This window comes from Bacillus sp. 22483 (assembly GCF_052044605.1).
GTDB lineage: Bacteria > Bacillota > Bacilli > Bacillales > Bacillaceae > Bacillus > Bacillus altitudinis.
Window position 1 is genome coordinate 1 of sequence record NZ_JBQENU010000020.1, and the last position, 18,137, is coordinate 18,137.

An 18,137-nucleotide genomic window follows, 5' to 3' on the forward strand; every position below is an offset into this window, starting at 1 on the left:
TTTCCCCCTGTGAGAGTAGGACGCCGCCAAGCTTTTCAAAGGATCAGTTCCAGTCGGAACTGGTCTTTTTTGTGTTTTCTTCTAGCAGCATCATGATATAAGCTGGAAACTTATCCTCTGCAATCTCCATATAACGTTCAATCATGACATAATCATCACTAATATATTGAGATAAAAGCTCGTACCACCATTCTGTTTCGTAGCGGGCAATCATACTGAGGTTATACATTAACAAGTAATGGCTGATGATCTCAGGAATCCCTAAAAAGGCATCTCGTGTTGCTGGAATGAACCATTGATTCATTTCTAAATCATAATGAAGATGAGTAGCAAGAGCAGGGTTTTCTTCTGAAAATACATCAAATATTAGCTTTTTGGCCTCTCGTTGCTTAAGCTTCCAAGTTGTATGGAACTCAAAATATTCAATAAAACGTTCGGCAGACATATTATAGAGCAAAGGAATATGATCTTGAATCAACATGCCATTGGCTTGCTCTACTTTCACTAAAGTAGAGGGTTGTTTTTGAAACTCTAGAATATGACCCATTTCAGGTATTTTTGAAAGGAGATTGATCATCGTAAATCGTTCATCTTCAAGACCATTTAAATGAAATAAGTGCTTTAATACATGCATACATAATCCGTTTCGCTGAATCTTGACTTCATCCTCACTAAAACGATAATGTTGCTTCTTTCTTTTTCTTGAGGTGACACCATGAGCTAAGACAGAGGTTTGAGAAGGATAGTCGGGATCCACTGTCAGCAAACATGCCTTTAACAGCTGTGCCATTCCATAAAACAATAAAATCGGTTTTAGTTCAAGCGGAGCTGATGCGGCTTGGTCATAAAATGTATGACCGTGCTTTAAAAAGTAAATAAATCGTTCACAGTTTTTATAGGCTTGTTGGTTTGCATCCTGAATATTCCGTTTCTCGTACTGTTGAAATAGAAACTTTTGGGAAGTTTCAAGTGAGTAAAAACGTTTTAAATCCTTCCATCCTGAACTTTTCATCTTCTTCCTCAACTCTCTTTATATTTTCTAAAAATTGCAACTGTTTGTTGCTTCCTTGACATGCTGTTTCCTAGTTGATAATCTACATATAATATTTTGCCGAAAAGAGGGGGATTTACTAATGTGGGAAAGTAAATTTTCAAAAGAAGGTTTGACGTTTGACGATGTGTTGCTTGTTCCAGCAAAGTCTGAGGTGCTTCCGCGTGATGTCAATTTATCAGTTGAGTTAACAAGCACTTTAAAGCTGAACATTCCAATTATTAGTGCAGGAATGGATACTGTGACGGAATCACAAATGGCGATTGCAATGGCACGTCAAGGTGGTCTTGGAATCATCCATAAGAACATGTCTATTGAGCAGCAAGCTGAACAAGTGGACAAAGTAAAACGTTCAGAGCGTGGTGTTATTACAAATCCATTTTTCTTAACACCGGATCATCAAGTATTCGATGCAGAACATTTAATGGGTAAATATCGTATTTCTGGTGTACCGATTGTTAATAACGAACAAGATCAAAAGCTTGTTGGGATTATTACGAACCGTGACCTTCGTTTTATTTCGGATTATTCAATGAAGATTAGCGACGTGATGACAAAAGAGGAACTTGTGACAGCTTCTGTTGGAACAACATTAGAAGAAGCTGAAAAAATCCTTCAGCAATATAAAATTGAAAAATTACCTCTTTTAGATGACGAAGGAACATTAAAAGGTCTCATCACCATCAAAGATATTGAAAAAGTGATTGAATTCCCTAACTCCTCTAAAGATGCACATGGCCGTTTAATTGTTGGTGCCGCTGTAGGTGTCACTGGCGATACAATGACTCGTGTGAAAAAATTAGTAGAAGCCAATGTTGATGTGATCGTCATTGATACAGCACACGGTCATTCTCAAGGTGTTCTAGACACTGTATCGAAAATCCGTGAAACGTATCCTTCTCTTAACATCATTGCTGGTAACGTTGCAACAGCTGAAGCAACAAAAGCATTGTTTGAAGCTGGAGCAGATATTGTAAAAGTGGGTATTGGACCAGGATCGATTTGTACAACACGTGTTGTTGCAGGGGTCGGTGTACCACAAATCACAGCGATTTATGACTGTGCAACAGAAGCAAGAAAGCATGGTAAATCTATTATTGCAGATGGTGGAATTAAATATTCAGGTGATATCGTGAAAGCATTAGCTTCTGGTGGACATGCTGTTATGCTGGGAAGCCTTCTTGCTGGTACATCTGAAAGCCCAGGAGAAACAGAAATTTTCCAAGGCAGACGTTTCAAAGTATATCGTGGTATGGGTTCTGTTGCTGCAATGGAAAAAGGAAGTAAAGATCGTTACTTCCAAGAAGATAACAAAAAATTCGTTCCAGAAGGTATCGAAGGACGTACACCGTATAAAGGACCAGTTGTTGACACTGTTTACCAACTTGTTGGCGGTATTCGCTCTGGTATGGGCTATTGTGGAACACAGGACTTACGTACTCTTAGAGAAGAAGCACAATTCATTCGCATGACAGGTGCAGGTCTTCGTGAGAGCCATCCACATGATGTACAAATTACAAAAGAATCACCAAACTACACAATTTCTTGATAAATTGTGACAATCAAATTACATTTGACAGGGTCTATGACTCTGTCTATTTTTTTTGTCTTTATTGTGATAAAATTTATACTGTTGTGTCGAAATAAGCCCTTGTGGATTAAATATATATGAAAAACGTCGAAAAAAGATGAATACGGAGGTATGACGATTGAACAGCAAGATGTTGAAACAGCTTATGGTCTCTATCCTTGCATTGGCATTGATTGTTACTGCATTTACCCCAATGTCCAAAGCAAAAGCGGCTGAAGATCCATTCAATGTGAATGCGAAAGCAGCCATCCTTATTGAAGCTTCTACAGGTAAAATTCTTTATAGTAAAAACGCAGAACAAAGACTGCCTATTGCAAGTATGGCAAAGATGATGACAGAGTATCTATTACTAGAGGCAATTGCTGAAGGCAAAGTGAAATGGGATCAAACATATACGCCAGATGATTACGTGTACGAAATTTCTCAGGACCGCAGTTTATCCAATGTTCCATTGAGAAAAGATGGTTCGTATACTGTCAAAGAACTTTATCAAGCAACGGCTATTTATTCAGCAAATGCAGCAGCAATTGGTCTAGCAGAGGTAATCGCTGGATCAGAATCAAAGTTTGTTGAAAAAATGAATGCAAAAGCAAAAGAACTTGGCTTAACCAATTACAAATTCGTGAATGCAACTGGATTAGAAAATAAAGACTTACATGGCAAACAGCCTAAAGGTACGGGACCTGATGAAGAAAGCGAAGTTTCCGCAAAGGATATGGCTTTGCTTGCACAGCATCTCATCAAAGATCATCCAGAAATTCTTGAAACAGCAAGCATCGCGAAAACAAAGTTCAGAGAAGGCACAGATGACGAAATGGACATGCCAAACTGGAACTTTATGCTTAAAGGACTTGTGAAAGAATATGAAGGCGTAGACGGTCTGAAAACGGGCTCTACTGATTCAGCTGGTTCTAGCTTCACAGGTACAGCAAAACGTGGTGACATGCGTGTGATCGCAGTTGTCCTGAATGCTAAAGGGAATCTTCATACAGCTCGTTTTGATGTGGCGAAAAAATTGTTCGATTATGCCTTTAAAAACTTTACGATGAAAGAAATGTACAAAAAAGGCCAACAAATCAAGGGACATGAAAACATCGAAGTCGATAAAGGGAAAGATAAAGAAGTACCCGTCGTGACGAAAGAAGCTTTCTCTGTACCGGTTAAAAATGGTGACGAGAAGAGCTATAAAGCGAAAGTAAATATTGATAAAAAGAACCTAGAAGCTCCTATTAAAAAAGGAACGAAGGTTGGCATGCTGACGACTTCTTATTCTGGTGATGAGAAGGACTACGGCTATTTGAGTAAAGACCAATCAGGTGTTGAGCTTGTGACGAAAACAGGTGATGAAAAAGCAAACTGGTTCATCCTTGCAATGCGTGGTGTAGGTGGATTCTTCGCTGGCATTTGGGGCGGAATCGTCGACACAGTAAAAGGTTGGTTCTAATAAAAAACTGCTCTCTTTATGTGAGAGCAGTTTTTTTATCGTTAAAAGAAAAGAGATTGTTTGTGGTTTTGAGGTGTAGACAAGGCCTGCTGAAAAATACCACATAACTTTTCCATACCTTCCGTCAGTGCCTTTTCATTCACATAAGAAAAACTCAGACGTATATAATTCTGCTTCGGCTCCCCAGGATAGCAGACAGAGCCAGGCAGGAAGGTGATTTGTTGCTTCCGTGCCTCATGTAATAGGGCACGTGTATCGACCCAGGAAGGAAAGCTAAGCCACAAATTGAGCCCGCCCTGTGGGATTTGCCAGGTGACGTCCTTTGGCGCATGCTTTGTCAACACATCCATCATCAAATCGCGTCTCACCTTCAAGGCAGTTCTTAATTTTTTCGTATGATCGATCATTTTCTTGGAAGTGAGAAACGGTAAGATCGCCTTTTGGGTGAGAAGCGGGCTCCCTAAATCATTATTGGCTTTTGCAGCTAATAAACGGTTAAATATAGAGCCTGACGCTGTAATAATTCCAATTCTGCATCCTGGAGCCAGTGTCTTGCTTAATCCTCGTAAATATATGACGTGTCCATCGTGATCTAGGCTTTTAATGGGTGCCGGCGGTTTCTTTTCAAAATAAAGCTCACGATAAGGATCATCTTCTACAATGAGACAATCAATGCTTTGTGCCAGTAAAAGCAGCTGTTTTCTTCGTTTCATCGACATACTGGCGCCTGTAGGACTGTGAAAAGTAGGAATGGTATAGATGAGCTTTGGTTTATATTTATCACAAATGCTTTGAAGCTGTTTCATGTTCATTCCTTCATGATCGACAGGAACCGTAATAATTCGTGCCCCTCTCCCCATAAAGACATCAATTGCGCCTGGATAGGTGGGCGCCTCCATGACAACTACATCATCCGGCCCGATAAATGTACGTGCTACTAAATCAAGCCCTTGCTGAGAACCGCTAGTGACAAGGATATTTTCAGGAGTAGAAGGGACATCTAATTTTTCTAGAAATGATTGAATGACCTGACGAAGCTGAAGGTCACCTTGTATTTCTCCGTATTTTGACATGATTTGAGGATGCCGGGCTAGGACATGCTGCATTTCTTTTTCTAAATACCGGTTAGGTAAAAGACCAGGATCAATCATAGAGGAAGAAAGATTAATGGCTTCTTCGACATAGTGATACTGAGCGAATTGAGACCTTGGTAAATAATCTGGAATCGATAACTGCCAATCGAAAGAAGTAGATGACTGAACCGGGATGTCAGTTTGCTCATGCTGCTCATTCACAAACGTACCTTTTCCTTGTACAGTCGTTAAAAATCCGTCGTCCTTAAGCCGTGTATAGGCTTTTGCTGCTGTGACAAGACTTACATTCAGCTGTTTCGCTAGATCACGTACAGTCGGCAGCTTATCGCCTTGCTGAAGCAGACCTGATTGAATGTGATCAACGATGGAAAAGTAAATCTGATTCGAAAGAGATGTATCTGAATGTCGATGGATATCAATATGCATGAAAATCCTCCAATGAGCGTGAAATTGTTATACATGGTTTCAGATTGTTATAGTTACATTATAACATGTCAATTACTCTTAAAAGAGGTAATGATGCTTTTTTAACTATAAAACCTTGATGTATAAGGGTTTATCCTTTTTTGTGAGCTGATTGAATTGTTATACTATTCTCTTTATTGTTATACTCTATCGCTTGTATGATAAAGGTGTTGAATCAATCGAATAGACAAATGGGAGGAAACAATTGTGAGCAATAAGGGAACTGAACGAGTAAAACGTGGAATGGCAGAAATGCAAAAAGGTGGCGTCATTATGGATGTCGTCAATGCTGAGCAGGCAAAAATCGCAGAAGAAGCAGGCGCAGTGGCAGTAATGGCACTAGAACGAGTACCAGCTGATATCCGTGCAGCAGGCGGTGTTGCCCGTATGGCAGATCCAAGAATCGTAGAAGAAGTACAAAATGCAGTAACGATTCCAGTCATGGCAAAAGCACGTATCGGCCACATCGTGGAAGCTCGTGTTCTTGAAGCACTTGGTGTTGATTATATTGATGAGAGTGAAGTGCTGACGCCCGCAGATGAGGAATTCCATTTAAATAAAAATGAATACACGGTACCTTTCGTATGTGGCTGTCGTGACCTAGGTGAGGCGACTCGCCGTATTGCAGAAGGCGCTTCAATGCTACGTACAAAAGGTGAGCCTGGTACAGGAAACATTGTAGAAGCTGTTCGTCATATGAGAAAGGTCAATGCTCAAATTCGTAAAGTGGCGGCAATGAGTGAAGATGAATTGATGACAGAAGCCAAGAATCTGGGCGCACCTTATGAATTATTGGTTCAAATTAAAAAAGAAGGCAAATTGCCAGTTGTAAACTTTGCAGCTGGAGGTGTTGCGACACCAGCAGATGCAGCACTCATGATGCAGCTTGGAGCAGATGGTGTATTTGTCGGCTCTGGTATCTTCAAATCAGACAATCCAGCTAAGTTTGCAAAAGCGATTGTAGAAGCAACGACTCATTTCACAGATTACCGTCTGATTGCAGAGCTTTCTAAAGAGCTTGGAACAGCGATGAAAGGAATTGAAATTTCAAATCTATTGCCAGAAGAGCGTATGCAAGAGCGTGGCTGGTAATTAAGGGAGCGCGACGAACATGCTAACAATTGGTGTACTAGGGCTTCAAGGAGCGGTGAGAGAGCATATTCAATCGATTGAAGCTTGTGGCGTAGCGGGAAAGATCATCAAACGGGTAGAGGAGTTAGAAATTGTTGACGGTCTCATTATCCCTGGTGGTGAAAGTACGACGATGAGAAGACTCATGGATACGTACCAATTCATTGAACCGATTAAAGCGTTCGCTGCTCAAGGTAAACCGATATTTGGGACTTGTGCCGGTTTGATTATGCTGGCAAAGCATATAGAAGATCGAGAAGATGCTCATCTTGGACTGTTAAATGTATCTGTTGCACGTAATTCGTTTGGCAGACAGGTAGACAGCTTTGAAGCAGATGTAGAAGTGAAAGGACTGGATGCGCCGTTTACAGGAGTGTTCATCCGTGCGCCTCATATCATCAGCGCAGATGAGAGCGTAGAGGTCATGGCTGAGTATGACGGCAGGATTGTGATGGCAAAAGAAAACAATATCTTAGGTTGTTCTTTTCATCCAGAGCTGACAGACGACCACCGGTTAACACAGCTGTTTGTTGAGATGGTGGAGTCCTATAAAACGAAGCTTGCTGTATAAAACGGTTGAAAATAGATAAAACTTATAGTACATTAAAATCACAATCAAAGATCGAAAAAGCGTTGACGGGAAATAGTAAGAAGCCCCTCTTTCTCAGAGAGCCGATGGTTGGTGAGAATCGGTGAAAGATGCATTCTGAATCCATCCTTGAGCGAAATGCTGAAACACGAAGTAAGCATTTACGGTGATGCCGTTACAGAGGAAAGAGGAAAGCATGCTTTTGGCGTGTTTTCAATCAGGGTGGCAACGCGAGAGCTCTCGTCCCTTTCATGGGATGAGGGCTCTTTTTATTTTTCGACAAAAAAGGAGTGTTACACATGCTGGATATTAAACAACTGCGCACGGATTTTGATCAAATCAAAGAAAAATTAGCCCATCGAGGCGAAGATTTAGCGGATTTTGATAAGTTTGGTGAGCTGGATCAAAAAAGAAGAGAATTAATCGGCAAAACAGAAGTATTAAAGAGCCGAAGAAATGAAGTATCACAGCAAGTGGCTGTTCTAAAAAGAGAAAAGAAAGACGCCGATCACATTATTCAAGAAATGCGTGAGGTAGGCGATGAGATTAAGAAGTTGGATGATGAATTAAGAACAGTAGAGGAAAGCCTGCAAACCATCCTGTTCTCAATTCCAAACATCCCTCATGATTCTGTACCAGTCGGTGAGACAGAAGATGACAACATTGAAGTGAGAAAATGGGGCGAACAGCCAGCCTTCTCATTTGAACCAAAGCCGCATTGGGATGTAGCCGATGAGCTGAAAATTTTGGATTTTGAACGTGCAGGAAAAGTGACAGGAAGCCGTTTCGTTTTTTATAAAGGGCTAGGCGCACGGTTAGAGCGTGCACTTTATAATTTTATGCTGGATTTACACGTAGATGAATTTGGTTTTACTGAAGTATTACCACCTTATATGGTAAACAGAGCAAGCATGACAGGAACTGGACAGCTTCCAAAGTTTGAAGAGGATGCTTTTAAAATTCGAGAAGAAGATTATTTCCTCATTCCAACGGCTGAAGTGCCAATTACGAACATGCACCGTGACGAAATTCTTGAAGGAGAGCAGCTGCCAATCAATTATGCAGCATTTAGTGCTTGTTTTAGATCAGAAGCTGGTTCTGCTGGCAGAGATACGCGCGGACTCATCCGTCAGCACCAATTTAACAAAGTAGAGCTTGTGAAATTTGTCAGACCAGAAGATTCTTATGAAGAATTAGAGAAACTAACAAACCAAGCAGAAAAAGTTCTTCAATTATTGAACCTGCCATACCGTGTCATGAGCATGTGTACAGGAGATTTAGGCTTTACGGCTGCGAAGAAATACGATATCGAAGTATGGATTCCAAGCCAAAATACATATCGTGAAATTTCTTCTTGCAGTAACTTTGAAGCGTTCCAAGCGAGACGAGCAAACATTCGTTTCCGCCCTGAGCCTAAAGCAAAGCCAGAACACGTCCACACATTAAATGGATCTGGTTTAGCAGTAGGAAGAACTGTTGCAGCCATTTTAGAAAACTATCAACAAGAGGATGGAACAGTGATTATTCCTGAGGTGTTACGTCCTTATATGGGAAATAAAGAAGTGATAAAATAAGATGCCGTCATGGCATCTTATTCTTTTTACCTAAACTTCTACAGCTTTTCTAAAATAAGCCGATAAAAGAACTAAAAGCATCTAGGAAAGAAGGAATAACCTTGAATAGGCTTGACTATTATGTTGAAATGGCTCAATTACTCAGAAAAGTTCTAGATGAAAGTGTCCTTTTCGGCATCACTGATACAGAAAAGGTACTTTGCTATTATCCATCGACCACAGTAGATTTTGGCATTAAAGTAGGGGACGCTTTAAACCCAGAGGACCAAAACGTGGCGACGACATTAAGAGGACAAGAATATGATGGGCATTTGCCAGAGTCTTTATATGGTTATGAAATTGCTGTAAAAGGTTATCCGATTTTTGATGAAGATAGAAAAGTGATTGGCTCTTTTTTAGTGGCTTTTTCACATCATCGTGAGAAGAAATTAAGCGGCTATATGGAACATATCAATAAAGTAGCGAAAGAGTTACAAGGTGGAATTGAGCAAATTGCTGCTCATTCTCAAGAACTGGCTGCGACAAGCTTAGAAATTAGTGAGCAGGCCGGAAGAGCAGAAGAGAAATCCGCAAACATTGAAGAAGTCGTCAAAACCATTGGCGGTATTGCGAGACAAACAAACCTGTTAGGACTCAATGCTGCAATTGAAGCGGCAAGAGCAGGTGAAAATGGAAAAGGCTTTGCTGTTGTTGCAGACGAGGTGCGTAAGTTATCAGATGGATCAAAGGAAGCAGCTGAAACCATTAATGCATTTTTAAAAGAAATCCAAGACAGCATTGGCACTTTATCTGAAAATATCTCACAAATCAGCAGTTCAACAAACGAACAAGCTAAACAAGTGACAGACTTTACAAAGATAATTGAGTCATTAAATGATTTTAAAGAAGAGATGAATCTTTTTATAGAAGAAATTAGACAGGATACGTAAGAGATGAAGAGCAGCCGATAATCGGCTGCTTTTTATAGGCTAAACATCATACCAAAATCAAATGTTGAAAATTTTTTCGAAAAGATGTTGACTTAAAATAAGATGATATGATATATTAATTCTTGTCGATACGGAGGAATACCCAAGTCCGGCTGAAGGGATCGGTCTTGAAAACCGACAGGGGTGTCAAAGCCCGCGGGGGTTCGAATCCCTCTTCCTCCGCCATATTGATTTTACCTTAGTTGAATTGAAACGCATAAAAATTGGAAATTGTCAAACCGCTGCATTCGAGAAATGCAGCGGTTTTTTTTATTTTGTGTTAGAGCGATTTTTTTGAATAACAGAAGCAATTTCATGAAGAATTGGATCAAGTGAGCTTTCATCATGAAGTAAGTCATAATCTTCAATATTAATTTTAATCACAGGGCACAGATCAAATTGTTCGATCCATTCTGTATATCGAGTGTACATTTCTTCCCAATATGCTCGATCGGTTTGAGTTTCCATCTCTCTCCCGCGCTCTTCAATACGATGTAATATATGATCTAAATCCCCATGTAAGTAAATGAGGACATCTGGGTGAGGGAAGTAAGGTGTCATCACCATCGCCTCAAATAGACTCGTATACGTTTCATAGTCTACCTCTGACATGGTACCTTTGTCTGCGTGCATTTTAGCAAAAATACCAGTGTCCTCATAAATGGACCGATCTTGTACATAACCTCCACCAGACTCGAAGATTCGTTTCTGCTCCTTAAAACGTTCAGCTAGAAAATAGACCTGTAAATGAAAGCTCCATCTTTGGAAATCTGAATAAAAAGGCTCTAAGTATGGATTATCATCTACTTTTTCGAGAGAAGTTTGAAACCCTAGCTTGTCCGCTATTGTTTTCGTCATGGTCGATTTTCCGACACCAACTGTCCCTGCAATTGTAATGACAGCATCCTTTGGTATTTCAATATTTTTCATAGTACTTGCTCCTTTATGTTCTGTACAATTTGCTGGTAATCTTGCTGTGAGGAAACGAAGTCTGTATGATCGCCTTCAATTGTAATGATAGGAAGACCTGGGTCAGTTTGTTTTAAATGCTCGATGGCTAACTCATAATCTTCAATCAGGGTTTTTAAATAAGCTGGATCAATGTCTTCTTCAAAAGATCGGCCTCTCATCTTTATTCTATCAAGTAAGGTGGGAAGGCTGGCTTTTATATAGATCATGGCATTTGGTTTAGGAAGATCATCTGTCAGCAAGTGATAGATCTTTCTGTATTTATCCATGTGCTTTTTAGATAAGGTTCTTTCTGCAAAGATCATATTTTTATAGACATGATAATCAGTGACAATCGGCTGATGTTTTTTGACATAGTTCTCTTCAATAGATTCTAACTGTTTAAACCGATTGCATAGAAAGAACATCTCAAGCTGAAAGCTCCATTGTTCCATATCTTCATAAAATTTATCTAAGAATGGATTTTCTTCTACAATTTCTTTTACTAAAGGAAATTGAAATTCCTTTGAAAGCATTGTAGCCAAGGTTGTTTTTCCGGCTCCAATTGGGCCTTCCACTGCAATAAAAGGGGCAGGATACATAGGCGTTCTCCTCTATCTATAAAGTTGTCAAACCAATGTATATTGTACCATACCCCTTCTGAGAGATAGAGCGTATGAATTACGATGTCGTTCTTTTTTCAATATTAAATTGATCTGATAACAACAACCAGTTTTGTGGGAAGGATAGACCTAATTTCCAGTAAGCAATTCCATTTAGGTTTAACTCTTTAATGAGATTAAATTTGGCTTGAATGGATCTTGCATCTTCAAACCAAACCTCGTGTTCTTTGTTATTAGCATCTGTATAACGGAAATAAGGTGCTTGTGCTGTTTCGTCATATAAAATGGATACATTATTCTCTCTAGCAATGGCGATCGCTTGTTGAGGGCTGACGGCTTTGGCGATAGGGCCTCCTTGAACATAAGGGAGTGTCCAATCATATCCATATAAATTCTGCCCCATCACAATTTTATTGGCAGGTATGACAGTCAGTGCATATTCAATGACTTGGCGGACAGGGCCGATCGGAGAGACGGCTTGTGCAGGCCCGCCGCTGTAGCCCCACTCATAAGTCATTAGCACAACATGATCAACAATCTTTCCAATTGCTTCATAGTCATGCGCCTCATACCATTTTCCTTTCTGTTCACTGCTTGTTTTAGGAGCGAGTGCCACAGAAATAGTCCAACCCTGTTGATGAAAACGAGTTGTTGCTTCTCTTAAAAATTGAAGGTAGGCTTCTTTATCAACTGGGCGTAAATATTCAAAGTCAAAATGGATTTCTTTTAATTGATACTTTTGAGCAACGCGGACGATTTCATTTAATAATGTCGTTTTGACAGATTGATTTGTTAAAAGGATTCGCCCGAGTTCATCACTAAATTTATCATTCTCTAAATTTGTGACTACCATGGATAAAACCGTTCTGCTTTGAGCGGCGATCTGAGGCAATTGATCTAATGGTGGCTCGCGAAGTGTTCCGTCTCTTTGCGCTTGAAAACTAAAAGCGCCGAGATGTGTTAAGTATGGAGATGCCTCTCTGGCTGCTTGCTTTAAATTTTCGCTGACTTGGTTTCCGCGTGGTTCTATATAAGCATTAGAATTAATATTTCTTTTCGGTCTTTGTGGAATATAAAGCAAGAAGCGAATAGGCAATATAGCTTCAGGTCGAATCCGATTCACACGTGCCAATTCTTCTACCGAAATTTGAAATCTTCTTCCAATTTGATAAAGTGTATCATTTTGTTTGACCTCATAAAATTGACCTCTAATAGGGATGACAATTGTTTGTCCAACGACTAGTTGATTTGGTGTTTCGATGTCGTTGGTCCGAATGATTTCATTTACCGTTGTTTTAAAACGCATGGCAATCTCATTTAACGTATCTCCTCTTTTGACAACATAAATTTGAATGGTCAACGCCCCCTTTGTTATTGCTAACAATTTATGAGGGTGATGGATAAATCATGTTTGATTTTCATCCGTGATCTCTTTAGTGGTTGTGATTTTGGCGAGAAGAACGTTCTCCATCATCGTTAAAGCGTACTCGTTGTCCCTATCATCATTTGAAGCAATACAATCTTTAGGTACAGTGAGGTTGTACTCTCGCATGTAAGCGTCATTTGCAGTGAACAGGACACAGATGTTTCCGGCAATTCCAGTTAAAATAAGTTCTTGCACACCTAATTCATTTAGGAGTGTCTCTAGTGCTGTTCCGTAAAAAGCAGAGTGCTTAGGTTTAATTAAGAAGTAATCATCTTTAGATGGTGCCATTTGCTCTAAAATAGGGGCACTTCTTTCGTTTTTACATGTTTCCATAACAGCTTTGATATCAGCCTTCCAGAGTCCATAGTGGTCGTTGATATAGATAATTGGCCAATTTTTCTTGAAAGCGTGTTGTTTAAGGGCTAAAATTTTATTGGTCATTTGCTCTGTTTTTTCAGCGAGCACATGTCCCATTTCGAAATCAAAATTATTGATCATGTCAATAATAAGCAGTGCCTTTTGTTGTTTTGGCAAATCAAGACCCCCTTTAAAAGATTGTGATAATATGTTAACCTCAATATCCTTTAAAAAAACATGAAAAGAGAGCCGTGCTATGACGAAAGATGAACAGTTTATGCAAGAAGCTATTTCTGAAGCTTTGAAAGCAAAACAAATAGGAGAAGTTCCAATCGGTGCCGTCATCGTTGTTGATGATCAAATTGTAAGCCGTGCTCACAATTTAAGGGAAAGTGAACAGCGATCAATTGCTCATGCGGAATTACTTGCTATTGATGAAGCGTGTAAAATGACTGGTAGCTGGCGTTTAGAAGATGCTGTACTTTATGTTACACTCGAACCGTGCCCAATGTGTGCAGGCGCTATTGTACTTTCAAGAGTGAAAAAGGTCGTTTTTGGTGCCTATGATCCTAAAGGTGGATGTGCTGGTACTTTAATGAATTTATTGGACGATGAGCGGTTCAATCATCAGTCTGAAGTCATTGGTGGTGTGCTTGAAAATGAGTGTGGTGAGCTGTTAAGTCAGTTCTTTCGAGACCTCCGTCAGCGTAAGAAGCAGGCGAAAAGTAAATGAATGGATGTCGTTTGCAATTTTATCACTTAGAAGGTATACTTATGTCTGCGTCACCAACAATTTAATATTCATTTTGCCGTGCTAAGCGGGGAGGTAGCGGTGCCCTGTACTCGCAATCCGCTCTAGCGAGGCCGAATCCCTTCTCAAGGTTCGTTTACTTCAAGGTCTGCCTTAAATAAGTGGTGTTGACGTCTGGGTCCTGCGCAATGGGAATTCATGAACCATGTCAGGTCCGGAAGGAAGCAGCATTAAGTGAAACCTCTCATGTGCCGCAGGGTTGCCTGGGCCGAGCTAACTGTTTAAGTAACGCTTGGGGTAGCGAATCGACAGAAGGTGCACGGTAAATCAATATTAAATGTAACTCATCTAGTTTATCTAGGTGAGTTTTTTGTTGCTATTGAAAGAATATATCAGTTGTTTTGTTTATACAAATAGTAAAAAAGCCATTTTCGGGTGAGGTATTTTTGAAGCAATTCATAAAGGGAACGAATGTTCTTGTTGATCTGACAGACATTTTCAGAAAGCAGGAAAACACGTTTTTTAATCAAGAAAAGTAAAAAGTCTTTAAAGGAAATGCTCTTTTTCGTTTATTAGAAAATAAAGGTGTACTTTTGAATTGATCGTTGCATCATGTATAATGAACATGATGATAAATGGAGGAGGGCGTATTTGTGAGTTATCAAGCTTTATACCGAGTGTTCAGACCTCAAGTTTTTGAGGATGTTGTTGGACAAGAACACATCACAAAAACGTTACAAAATGCCCTTTTGCAGAAAAAGTTTTCTCATGCTTACTTATTTTCAGGTCCTAGAGGAACAGGTAAAACAAGTGCTGCCAAGATTTTTGCGAAAGCAGTGAACTGTGAAAAGTCACCTGTTAGTGAGCCGTGTAATGAGTGTGATGCCTGTAGAGGGATTACGACCGGTTCGATTTCAGACGTGATTGAAATAGATGCTGCCTCAAATAACGGGGTAGATGAAATTCGGGATATACGTGATAAAGTGAAATTTGCTCCTTCAGCGGTTACATATAAGGTTTATATTATAGATGAGGTACATATGCTCTCTATCGGGGCATTTAATGCACTTCTTAAAACGCTAGAGGAACCACCTGCTCATTGTATCTTTATTTTGGCTACCACAGAGCCTCATAAGATTCCTCTTACCATCATATCAAGATGTCAGAGATTTGATTTTAAACGGATCACGACAAAAGATATTGTTGGACGAATGGAGAAAATTGTAGATGCAGAAAGCCTAAATATACAAGAGGGTTCACTCGAGATTATTGCTAGTGCGGCAGATGGAGGCATGCGTGACGCACTCAGCCTCCTTGACCAAGCGATCTCATTTAGTGGTGAACAGCTCACAATTGATGATGCACTGCTCATTACAGGTGCTGTATCTCAGCATTTCATTAGTCAGCTTGCTGAAGCCATTTTTGAGCAAAATATTGCGATAGCGCTGGATACGTTAAATGAATTGCTTCAACAGGGGAAAGATGCCGCAAAATTAATAGAGGATATGATCTTCTACTTTAGAGATATGCTTCTTTACAAAACAGCACCGGATCTTGAAGGTGTCCTTGAAAAAGTCAAAGTCGACGATAAGTTTGTGGCTCTTTCAGAACGTGTGGCACCTCAGTTTCTTTATGAAACGATTGAAGTGCTGAATAAAAGCCATCAGGAAATGAAATGGACAAACCATCCTAGAATTTTCTTTGAAGTAGCTGTGGTTAAGCTCTGTCAGTCAACGGCTGGTGCTGTATCATCTCCGGCTGATTCCGACCTAACAGCGTTAACGAATAAAATAGACAGGCTGGAACAGGAGCTATCTAGGCTAAAAGCTGAGGGTGTTCCAATGACTCAGTCTCAGAGTCCTCAAGCAAAAACGGAAGCACCTCGACCTCAAACGAGTAATAAAAATGGTTATCGTGCACCTGTCGGTCGAATTCATGAGATTTTAAAAGAAGCGAAGCGGCCGGAGCTAGAAAAAATAAAAGGCAAATGGGGAGAGCTTCTTGCCCAATTAAAACAGCAAAATAAGGTATCTCACGCTGCGCTATTAACAGATAGTGAACCAGTTGCGGCGGCAACTCATGCCTTTGTTTTAAAATTCAAATTTGAAATACATTGTAAGATGGTGGCCGAAGATAAAAGTGGTGTTCGAACCAATCTTGAGCAACTGCTAGAATCTATGCTAGGAAAAAGAGTGGAATTAGTTGGCGTTCCTGACGCTCAATGGGGTAAAATAAGAGAAGAATTTTTAAGAGATCATCAGCCTGAAGAACAAGCAGATGGTCAGGCAGCTTCTGCTGAAGAAGATCCATTAATTGCAGAAGCAAAGAAGTTAGTAGGAACCGATTTAATTGAAATTAAAGATTAACAATTTGAAAGAGAGTGGTGTTCATATGCGCGGTGGAATGGGAAATATGCAAAAAATGATGAAACAAATGCAAAAAATGCAGAAGGATATGGCTAAGGCTCAAGAAGAGCTTGCAGAAAAAGTCCTTGAAGGTACGGCAGGTGGCGGCATGGTCACTGTAAAAGTAAATGGACAAAAAGAAGTCGTTGATGTGGCGATTAATGAAGAAGTTGTTGATCCTGAAGACATCGATATGCTTCAAGACCTTGTACTTGCAGCAACAAATGATGCATTGAAAAAAGTTGATGAACTAACAAATGAAACAATGGGTCAATTCACAAAAGGAATGAACATGCCAGGTTTATTCTAGGAGGAATAACTGAAGATGCAATATCCTGAACCAATATCAAAGCTGATTGATAGCTTTATGAAATTGCCAGGAATCGGACCTAAAACTGCGGTCCGTCTGGCTTTTTTTGTTCTTAGTATGCAAGAAGATGTCGTGCTGGATTTTGCGAAGGCACTTGTTAATGCAAAGCGTAATTTAACTTATTGTTCTGTTTGCGGACATATCACCGATCAGGATCCTTGTTATATTTGTGAAGATACAAGAAGAGATCAATCTGTGATCTGTGTGGTGCAGGATCCAAAAGATGTGATCGCAATGGAAAAAATGAAAGAATACAACGGCTTATATCATGTGCTTCATGGTGCTATTTCACCAATGGACGGAATTGGACCAGAGGATATTAAAATTCCTGACCTATTAAAAAGATTGCAAGACGATCAAGTCACAGAGGTCATTCTTGCAACCAATCCAAACATTGAGGGAGAAGCGACAGCCATGTATATCTCTAGATTGTTGAAACCATCAGGAATTAAACTCTCTCGCATTGCTCACGGACTCCCAGTAGGTGGAGATTTAGAGTATGCGGATGAAGTCACACTTTCTAAGGCTCTAGAAGGCAGACGTGAGATGTAGGAAGGAGAAGTACGGTACATGGGTTTTCTTCGCAGAAAATCAATTCGAAAAGAATTCGATGAGATATTAATTCAACAGCTTTTTAAGCAAAAGGAAGAATGGAACAGACAAAAAAAGCTTGTCGCAAATAGCGTTGAGCCTTCACCGGACATTCTATTCGAATTAAAGCTTGCTCAAGCGAAGTACTTTTTCTATCTGAGAGAAGCGAAAAAGAGAAATTTACGTTTAAACAACTGGAGATAGCAGGTCTATTTTCCATAATCCTCTCATATGCTTGTACTATTCATATGAAGAGGAGATGAGAGGATTATGGAACCTGTTATTGTGATTGGTTCAATTTTGTTAGCTGTTTTATTGTTGTTTATGTCGGGTGTTCAAGCGAATCCATTCAAATGGTTGGGGCTTATCGGAATAAAATTTGTCGCAGGCGCTCTTTTTTTATTTTGCCTCAATTTATTCGGCGAGAGTTTAGGGCTTCATGTTTCCATTAACCCTGTAACGAGCGGAATTAGTGGTTTGTTGGGCATTCCAGGTGTAGCAGCTTTAGTCGTAATTGAAAAGTTTATTATTTAATGCAAAATATTGTTGACTTTGATTATATATGGTGGTAAATTAATATACGTCGCTGATGACGAAGAAACGAAAAAACATAATAACAAAAAAGTTGTTGACACTAACAACTTGGATGTGATAAGATGTTCTAGTCGCTTCTGAAGCGGTAAACAAGTTCTTTGAAAACTAAACAAGACAAAACGTACCTGTTAATTCGAGTTTTTATAAAAAAATCCTATGATACAT

17 protein-coding genes, 1 tRNA gene, 1 other RNA gene, 1 pseudogene and 1 other annotated feature are annotated in these 18,137 nt (G+C 39.8%); of the genes and pseudogenes, 14 read left to right on the forward strand and 6 right to left on the reverse strand.

What is annotated here, in order from left to right; all coding sequences use genetic code 11:
• Positions 1–43: 43 nt before the first annotated feature.
• Entirely contained in the window at positions 44–1,012 is a 969-nt protein-coding gene (locus tag ACTJJQ_RS19020) for a YaaC family protein (RefSeq protein WP_159145295.1), read from the reverse strand.
• 121 nt (positions 1,013–1,133) lie between these two features.
• Between ACTJJQ_RS19020 and guaB the strand changes: the two genes are divergently transcribed.
• Positions 1,134–2,600: an IMP dehydrogenase gene (guaB, locus tag ACTJJQ_RS19025; RefSeq protein ID WP_008342039.1), complete on the forward strand. Its 1,467-nt coding sequence runs from the start codon at positions 1,134–1,136 to the stop codon at positions 2,598–2,600.
• A gap of 160 nt (positions 2,601–2,760) precedes the next feature.
• Positions 2,761–4,086, forward strand: coding sequence for a D-alanyl-D-alanine carboxypeptidase family protein (locus ACTJJQ_RS19030; protein ID WP_008342036.1), 1,326 nt, complete (start codon positions 2,761–2,763; stop codon positions 4,084–4,086).
• 41 nt (positions 4,087–4,127) lie between these two features.
• Here the strand turns inward: ACTJJQ_RS19030 and pdxR are convergent, their stop codons facing one another.
• The gene (gene pdxR, locus ACTJJQ_RS19035) at positions 4,128–5,606 is read right to left on the reverse strand and encodes a MocR-like pyridoxine biosynthesis transcription factor PdxR (protein WP_008342034.1); all 1,479 of its coding nucleotides are present in this window, start codon (positions 5,604–5,606) and stop codon (positions 4,128–4,130) included.
• 246 nt (positions 5,607–5,852) lie between these two features.
• On the opposite strand from pdxR, the gene pdxS reads away from it, so the two are divergent.
• The 5 genes and pseudogenes from pdxS (at position 5,853) to ACTJJQ_RS19060 (ending at position 10,093) form a co-directional block, all read left to right on the forward strand.
• Positions 5,853–6,737: a pyridoxal 5'-phosphate synthase lyase subunit PdxS gene (gene pdxS, locus ACTJJQ_RS19040; protein ID WP_025206589.1), complete on the forward strand. Its 885-nt coding sequence runs from the start codon at positions 5,853–5,855 to the stop codon at positions 6,735–6,737.
• Between the two features lie 19 nt (positions 6,738–6,756).
• Entirely contained in the window at positions 6,757–7,347 is a 591-nt protein-coding gene (pdxT, locus tag ACTJJQ_RS19045) for a pyridoxal 5'-phosphate synthase glutaminase subunit PdxT (protein ID WP_050826823.1), read from the forward strand.
• A 53-nt stretch (positions 7,348–7,400) separates the two neighbouring features.
• Positions 7,401–7,616 (forward strand) — a binding site (T-box leader).
• A gap of 48 nt (positions 7,617–7,664) precedes the next feature.
• Positions 7,665–8,939, forward strand: coding sequence for a serine--tRNA ligase (serS, locus tag ACTJJQ_RS19050; RefSeq protein WP_008342028.1), 1,275 nt, complete (start codon positions 7,665–7,667; stop codon positions 8,937–8,939).
• Positions 8,940–9,535: 596 nt separating this feature from the next.
• Positions 9,536–9,868, forward strand: a pseudogene (locus tag ACTJJQ_RS19055) (methyl-accepting chemotaxis protein); the annotation flags it as partial.
• 132 nt (positions 9,869–10,000) lie between these two features.
• A tRNA-Ser gene (locus tag ACTJJQ_RS19060) sits at positions 10,001–10,093 on the forward strand.
• An 84-nt stretch (positions 10,094–10,177) separates the two neighbouring features.
• Here ACTJJQ_RS19060 and ACTJJQ_RS19065 read toward each other — a convergent pair.
• From ACTJJQ_RS19065 to ACTJJQ_RS19080, 4 genes are all read right to left on the reverse strand, one after another.
• Positions 10,178–10,837: a deoxynucleoside kinase gene (locus ACTJJQ_RS19065; protein ID WP_024719578.1), complete on the reverse strand. Its 660-nt coding sequence runs from the start codon at positions 10,835–10,837 to the stop codon at positions 10,178–10,180.
• Positions 10,834–11,457 (reverse strand): deoxynucleoside kinase, encoded by a 624-nt coding sequence (locus ACTJJQ_RS19070; protein WP_144680513.1) that lies wholly within the window; start codon positions 11,455–11,457, stop codon positions 10,834–10,836. Before ACTJJQ_RS19070 ends, ACTJJQ_RS19065 begins: the two co-directional genes overlap by 4 nt.
• A gap of 79 nt (positions 11,458–11,536) precedes the next feature.
• Positions 11,537–12,784, reverse strand: coding sequence for a glycoside hydrolase family 18 protein (locus tag ACTJJQ_RS19075; protein WP_151023375.1), 1,248 nt, complete (start codon positions 12,782–12,784; stop codon positions 11,537–11,539).
• A gap of 99 nt (positions 12,785–12,883) precedes the next feature.
• A complete protein-coding gene (locus ACTJJQ_RS19080) occupies positions 12,884–13,438 on the reverse strand; it encodes an isochorismatase family cysteine hydrolase (RefSeq protein WP_041091587.1) in 555 nt (184 codons plus the stop codon).
• 79 nt (positions 13,439–13,517) lie between these two features.
• Between ACTJJQ_RS19080 and tadA the strand changes: the two genes are divergently transcribed.
• The 7 genes from tadA (at position 13,518) to ACTJJQ_RS19115 (ending at position 17,912) form a co-directional block, all read left to right on the forward strand.
• Positions 13,518–13,994, forward strand: coding sequence for a tRNA adenosine(34) deaminase TadA (gene tadA / locus ACTJJQ_RS19085; RefSeq protein ID WP_008342015.1), 477 nt, complete (start codon positions 13,518–13,520; stop codon positions 13,992–13,994).
• Positions 13,995–14,070: 76 nt separating this feature from the next.
• Positions 14,071–14,335, forward strand: an RNA gene (gene ffs, locus ACTJJQ_RS19090) — signal recognition particle sRNA large type.
• A 330-nt stretch (positions 14,336–14,665) separates the two neighbouring features.
• On the forward strand, positions 14,666–16,378 hold the full coding sequence (gene dnaX, locus ACTJJQ_RS19095) for a DNA polymerase III subunit gamma/tau (RefSeq protein ID WP_008342013.1): 1,713 nt from the start codon (positions 14,666–14,668) through the stop codon (positions 16,376–16,378).
• 25 nt (positions 16,379–16,403) lie between these two features.
• A complete protein-coding gene (locus tag ACTJJQ_RS19100) occupies positions 16,404–16,727 on the forward strand; it encodes a YbaB/EbfC family nucleoid-associated protein (protein WP_008342011.1) in 324 nt (107 codons plus the stop codon).
• A 15-nt stretch (positions 16,728–16,742) separates the two neighbouring features.
• Positions 16,743–17,339, forward strand: coding sequence for a recombination protein RecR (recR, locus tag ACTJJQ_RS19105; RefSeq protein ID WP_003218094.1), 597 nt, complete (start codon positions 16,743–16,745; stop codon positions 17,337–17,339).
• Positions 17,340–17,357: 18 nt separating this feature from the next.
• Positions 17,358–17,582 (forward strand): YaaL family protein, encoded by a 225-nt coding sequence (locus tag ACTJJQ_RS19110; protein ID WP_008342008.1) that lies wholly within the window; start codon positions 17,358–17,360, stop codon positions 17,580–17,582.
• A gap of 66 nt (positions 17,583–17,648) precedes the next feature.
• Complete coding sequence (locus ACTJJQ_RS19115; RefSeq protein ID WP_012009068.1) at positions 17,649–17,912, forward strand: pro-sigmaK processing inhibitor BofA family protein; 264 nt, start codon at positions 17,649–17,651, stop codon at positions 17,910–17,912.
• Positions 17,913–18,137: the final 225 nt, after the last annotated feature.

What these genes read in the sequence shown, in the direction of transcription:
- tadA (WP_008342015.1), top strand. Translation starts at nt 13,518, where the DNA reads ATGACGAAAGATGAACAGTTTATGCAAGAAGCTATTTCTGAAGCTTTG.
- ACTJJQ_RS19070 (WP_144680513.1), bottom strand. Translation starts at nt 11,457, where the DNA reads ATGTATCCTGCCCCTTTTATTGCAGTGGAAGGCCCAATTGGAGCCGGA.
- ACTJJQ_RS19020 (WP_159145295.1), bottom strand. Translation starts at nt 1,012, where the DNA reads ATGAAAAGTTCAGGATGGAAGGATTTAAAACGTTTTTACTCACTTGAA.
- ACTJJQ_RS19075 (WP_151023375.1), bottom strand. Translation starts at nt 12,784, where the DNA reads ATGCGTTTTAAAACAACGGTAAATGAAATCATTCGGACCAACGACATC.
- ACTJJQ_RS19065 (WP_024719578.1), bottom strand. Translation starts at nt 10,837, where the DNA reads ATGAAAAATATTGAAATACCAAAGGATGCTGTCATTACAATTGCAGGG.
- ACTJJQ_RS19115 (WP_012009068.1), top strand. Translation starts at nt 17,649, where the DNA reads ATGGAACCTGTTATTGTGATTGGTTCAATTTTGTTAGCTGTTTTATTG.
- guaB (WP_008342039.1), top strand. Translation starts at nt 1,134, where the DNA reads ATGTGGGAAAGTAAATTTTCAAAAGAAGGTTTGACGTTTGACGATGTG.
- ACTJJQ_RS19100 (WP_008342011.1), top strand. Translation starts at nt 16,404, where the DNA reads ATGCGCGGTGGAATGGGAAATATGCAAAAAATGATGAAACAAATGCAA.
- pdxR (WP_008342034.1), bottom strand. Translation starts at nt 5,606, where the DNA reads ATGCATATTGATATCCATCGACATTCAGATACATCTCTTTCGAATCAG.
- recR (WP_003218094.1), top strand. Translation starts at nt 16,743, where the DNA reads ATGCAATATCCTGAACCAATATCAAAGCTGATTGATAGCTTTATGAAA.
- pdxT (WP_050826823.1), top strand. Translation starts at nt 6,757, where the DNA reads ATGCTAACAATTGGTGTACTAGGGCTTCAAGGAGCGGTGAGAGAGCAT.
- serS (WP_008342028.1), top strand. Translation starts at nt 7,665, where the DNA reads ATGCTGGATATTAAACAACTGCGCACGGATTTTGATCAAATCAAAGAA.
- ACTJJQ_RS19110 (WP_008342008.1), top strand. Translation starts at nt 17,358, where the DNA reads ATGGGTTTTCTTCGCAGAAAATCAATTCGAAAAGAATTCGATGAGATA.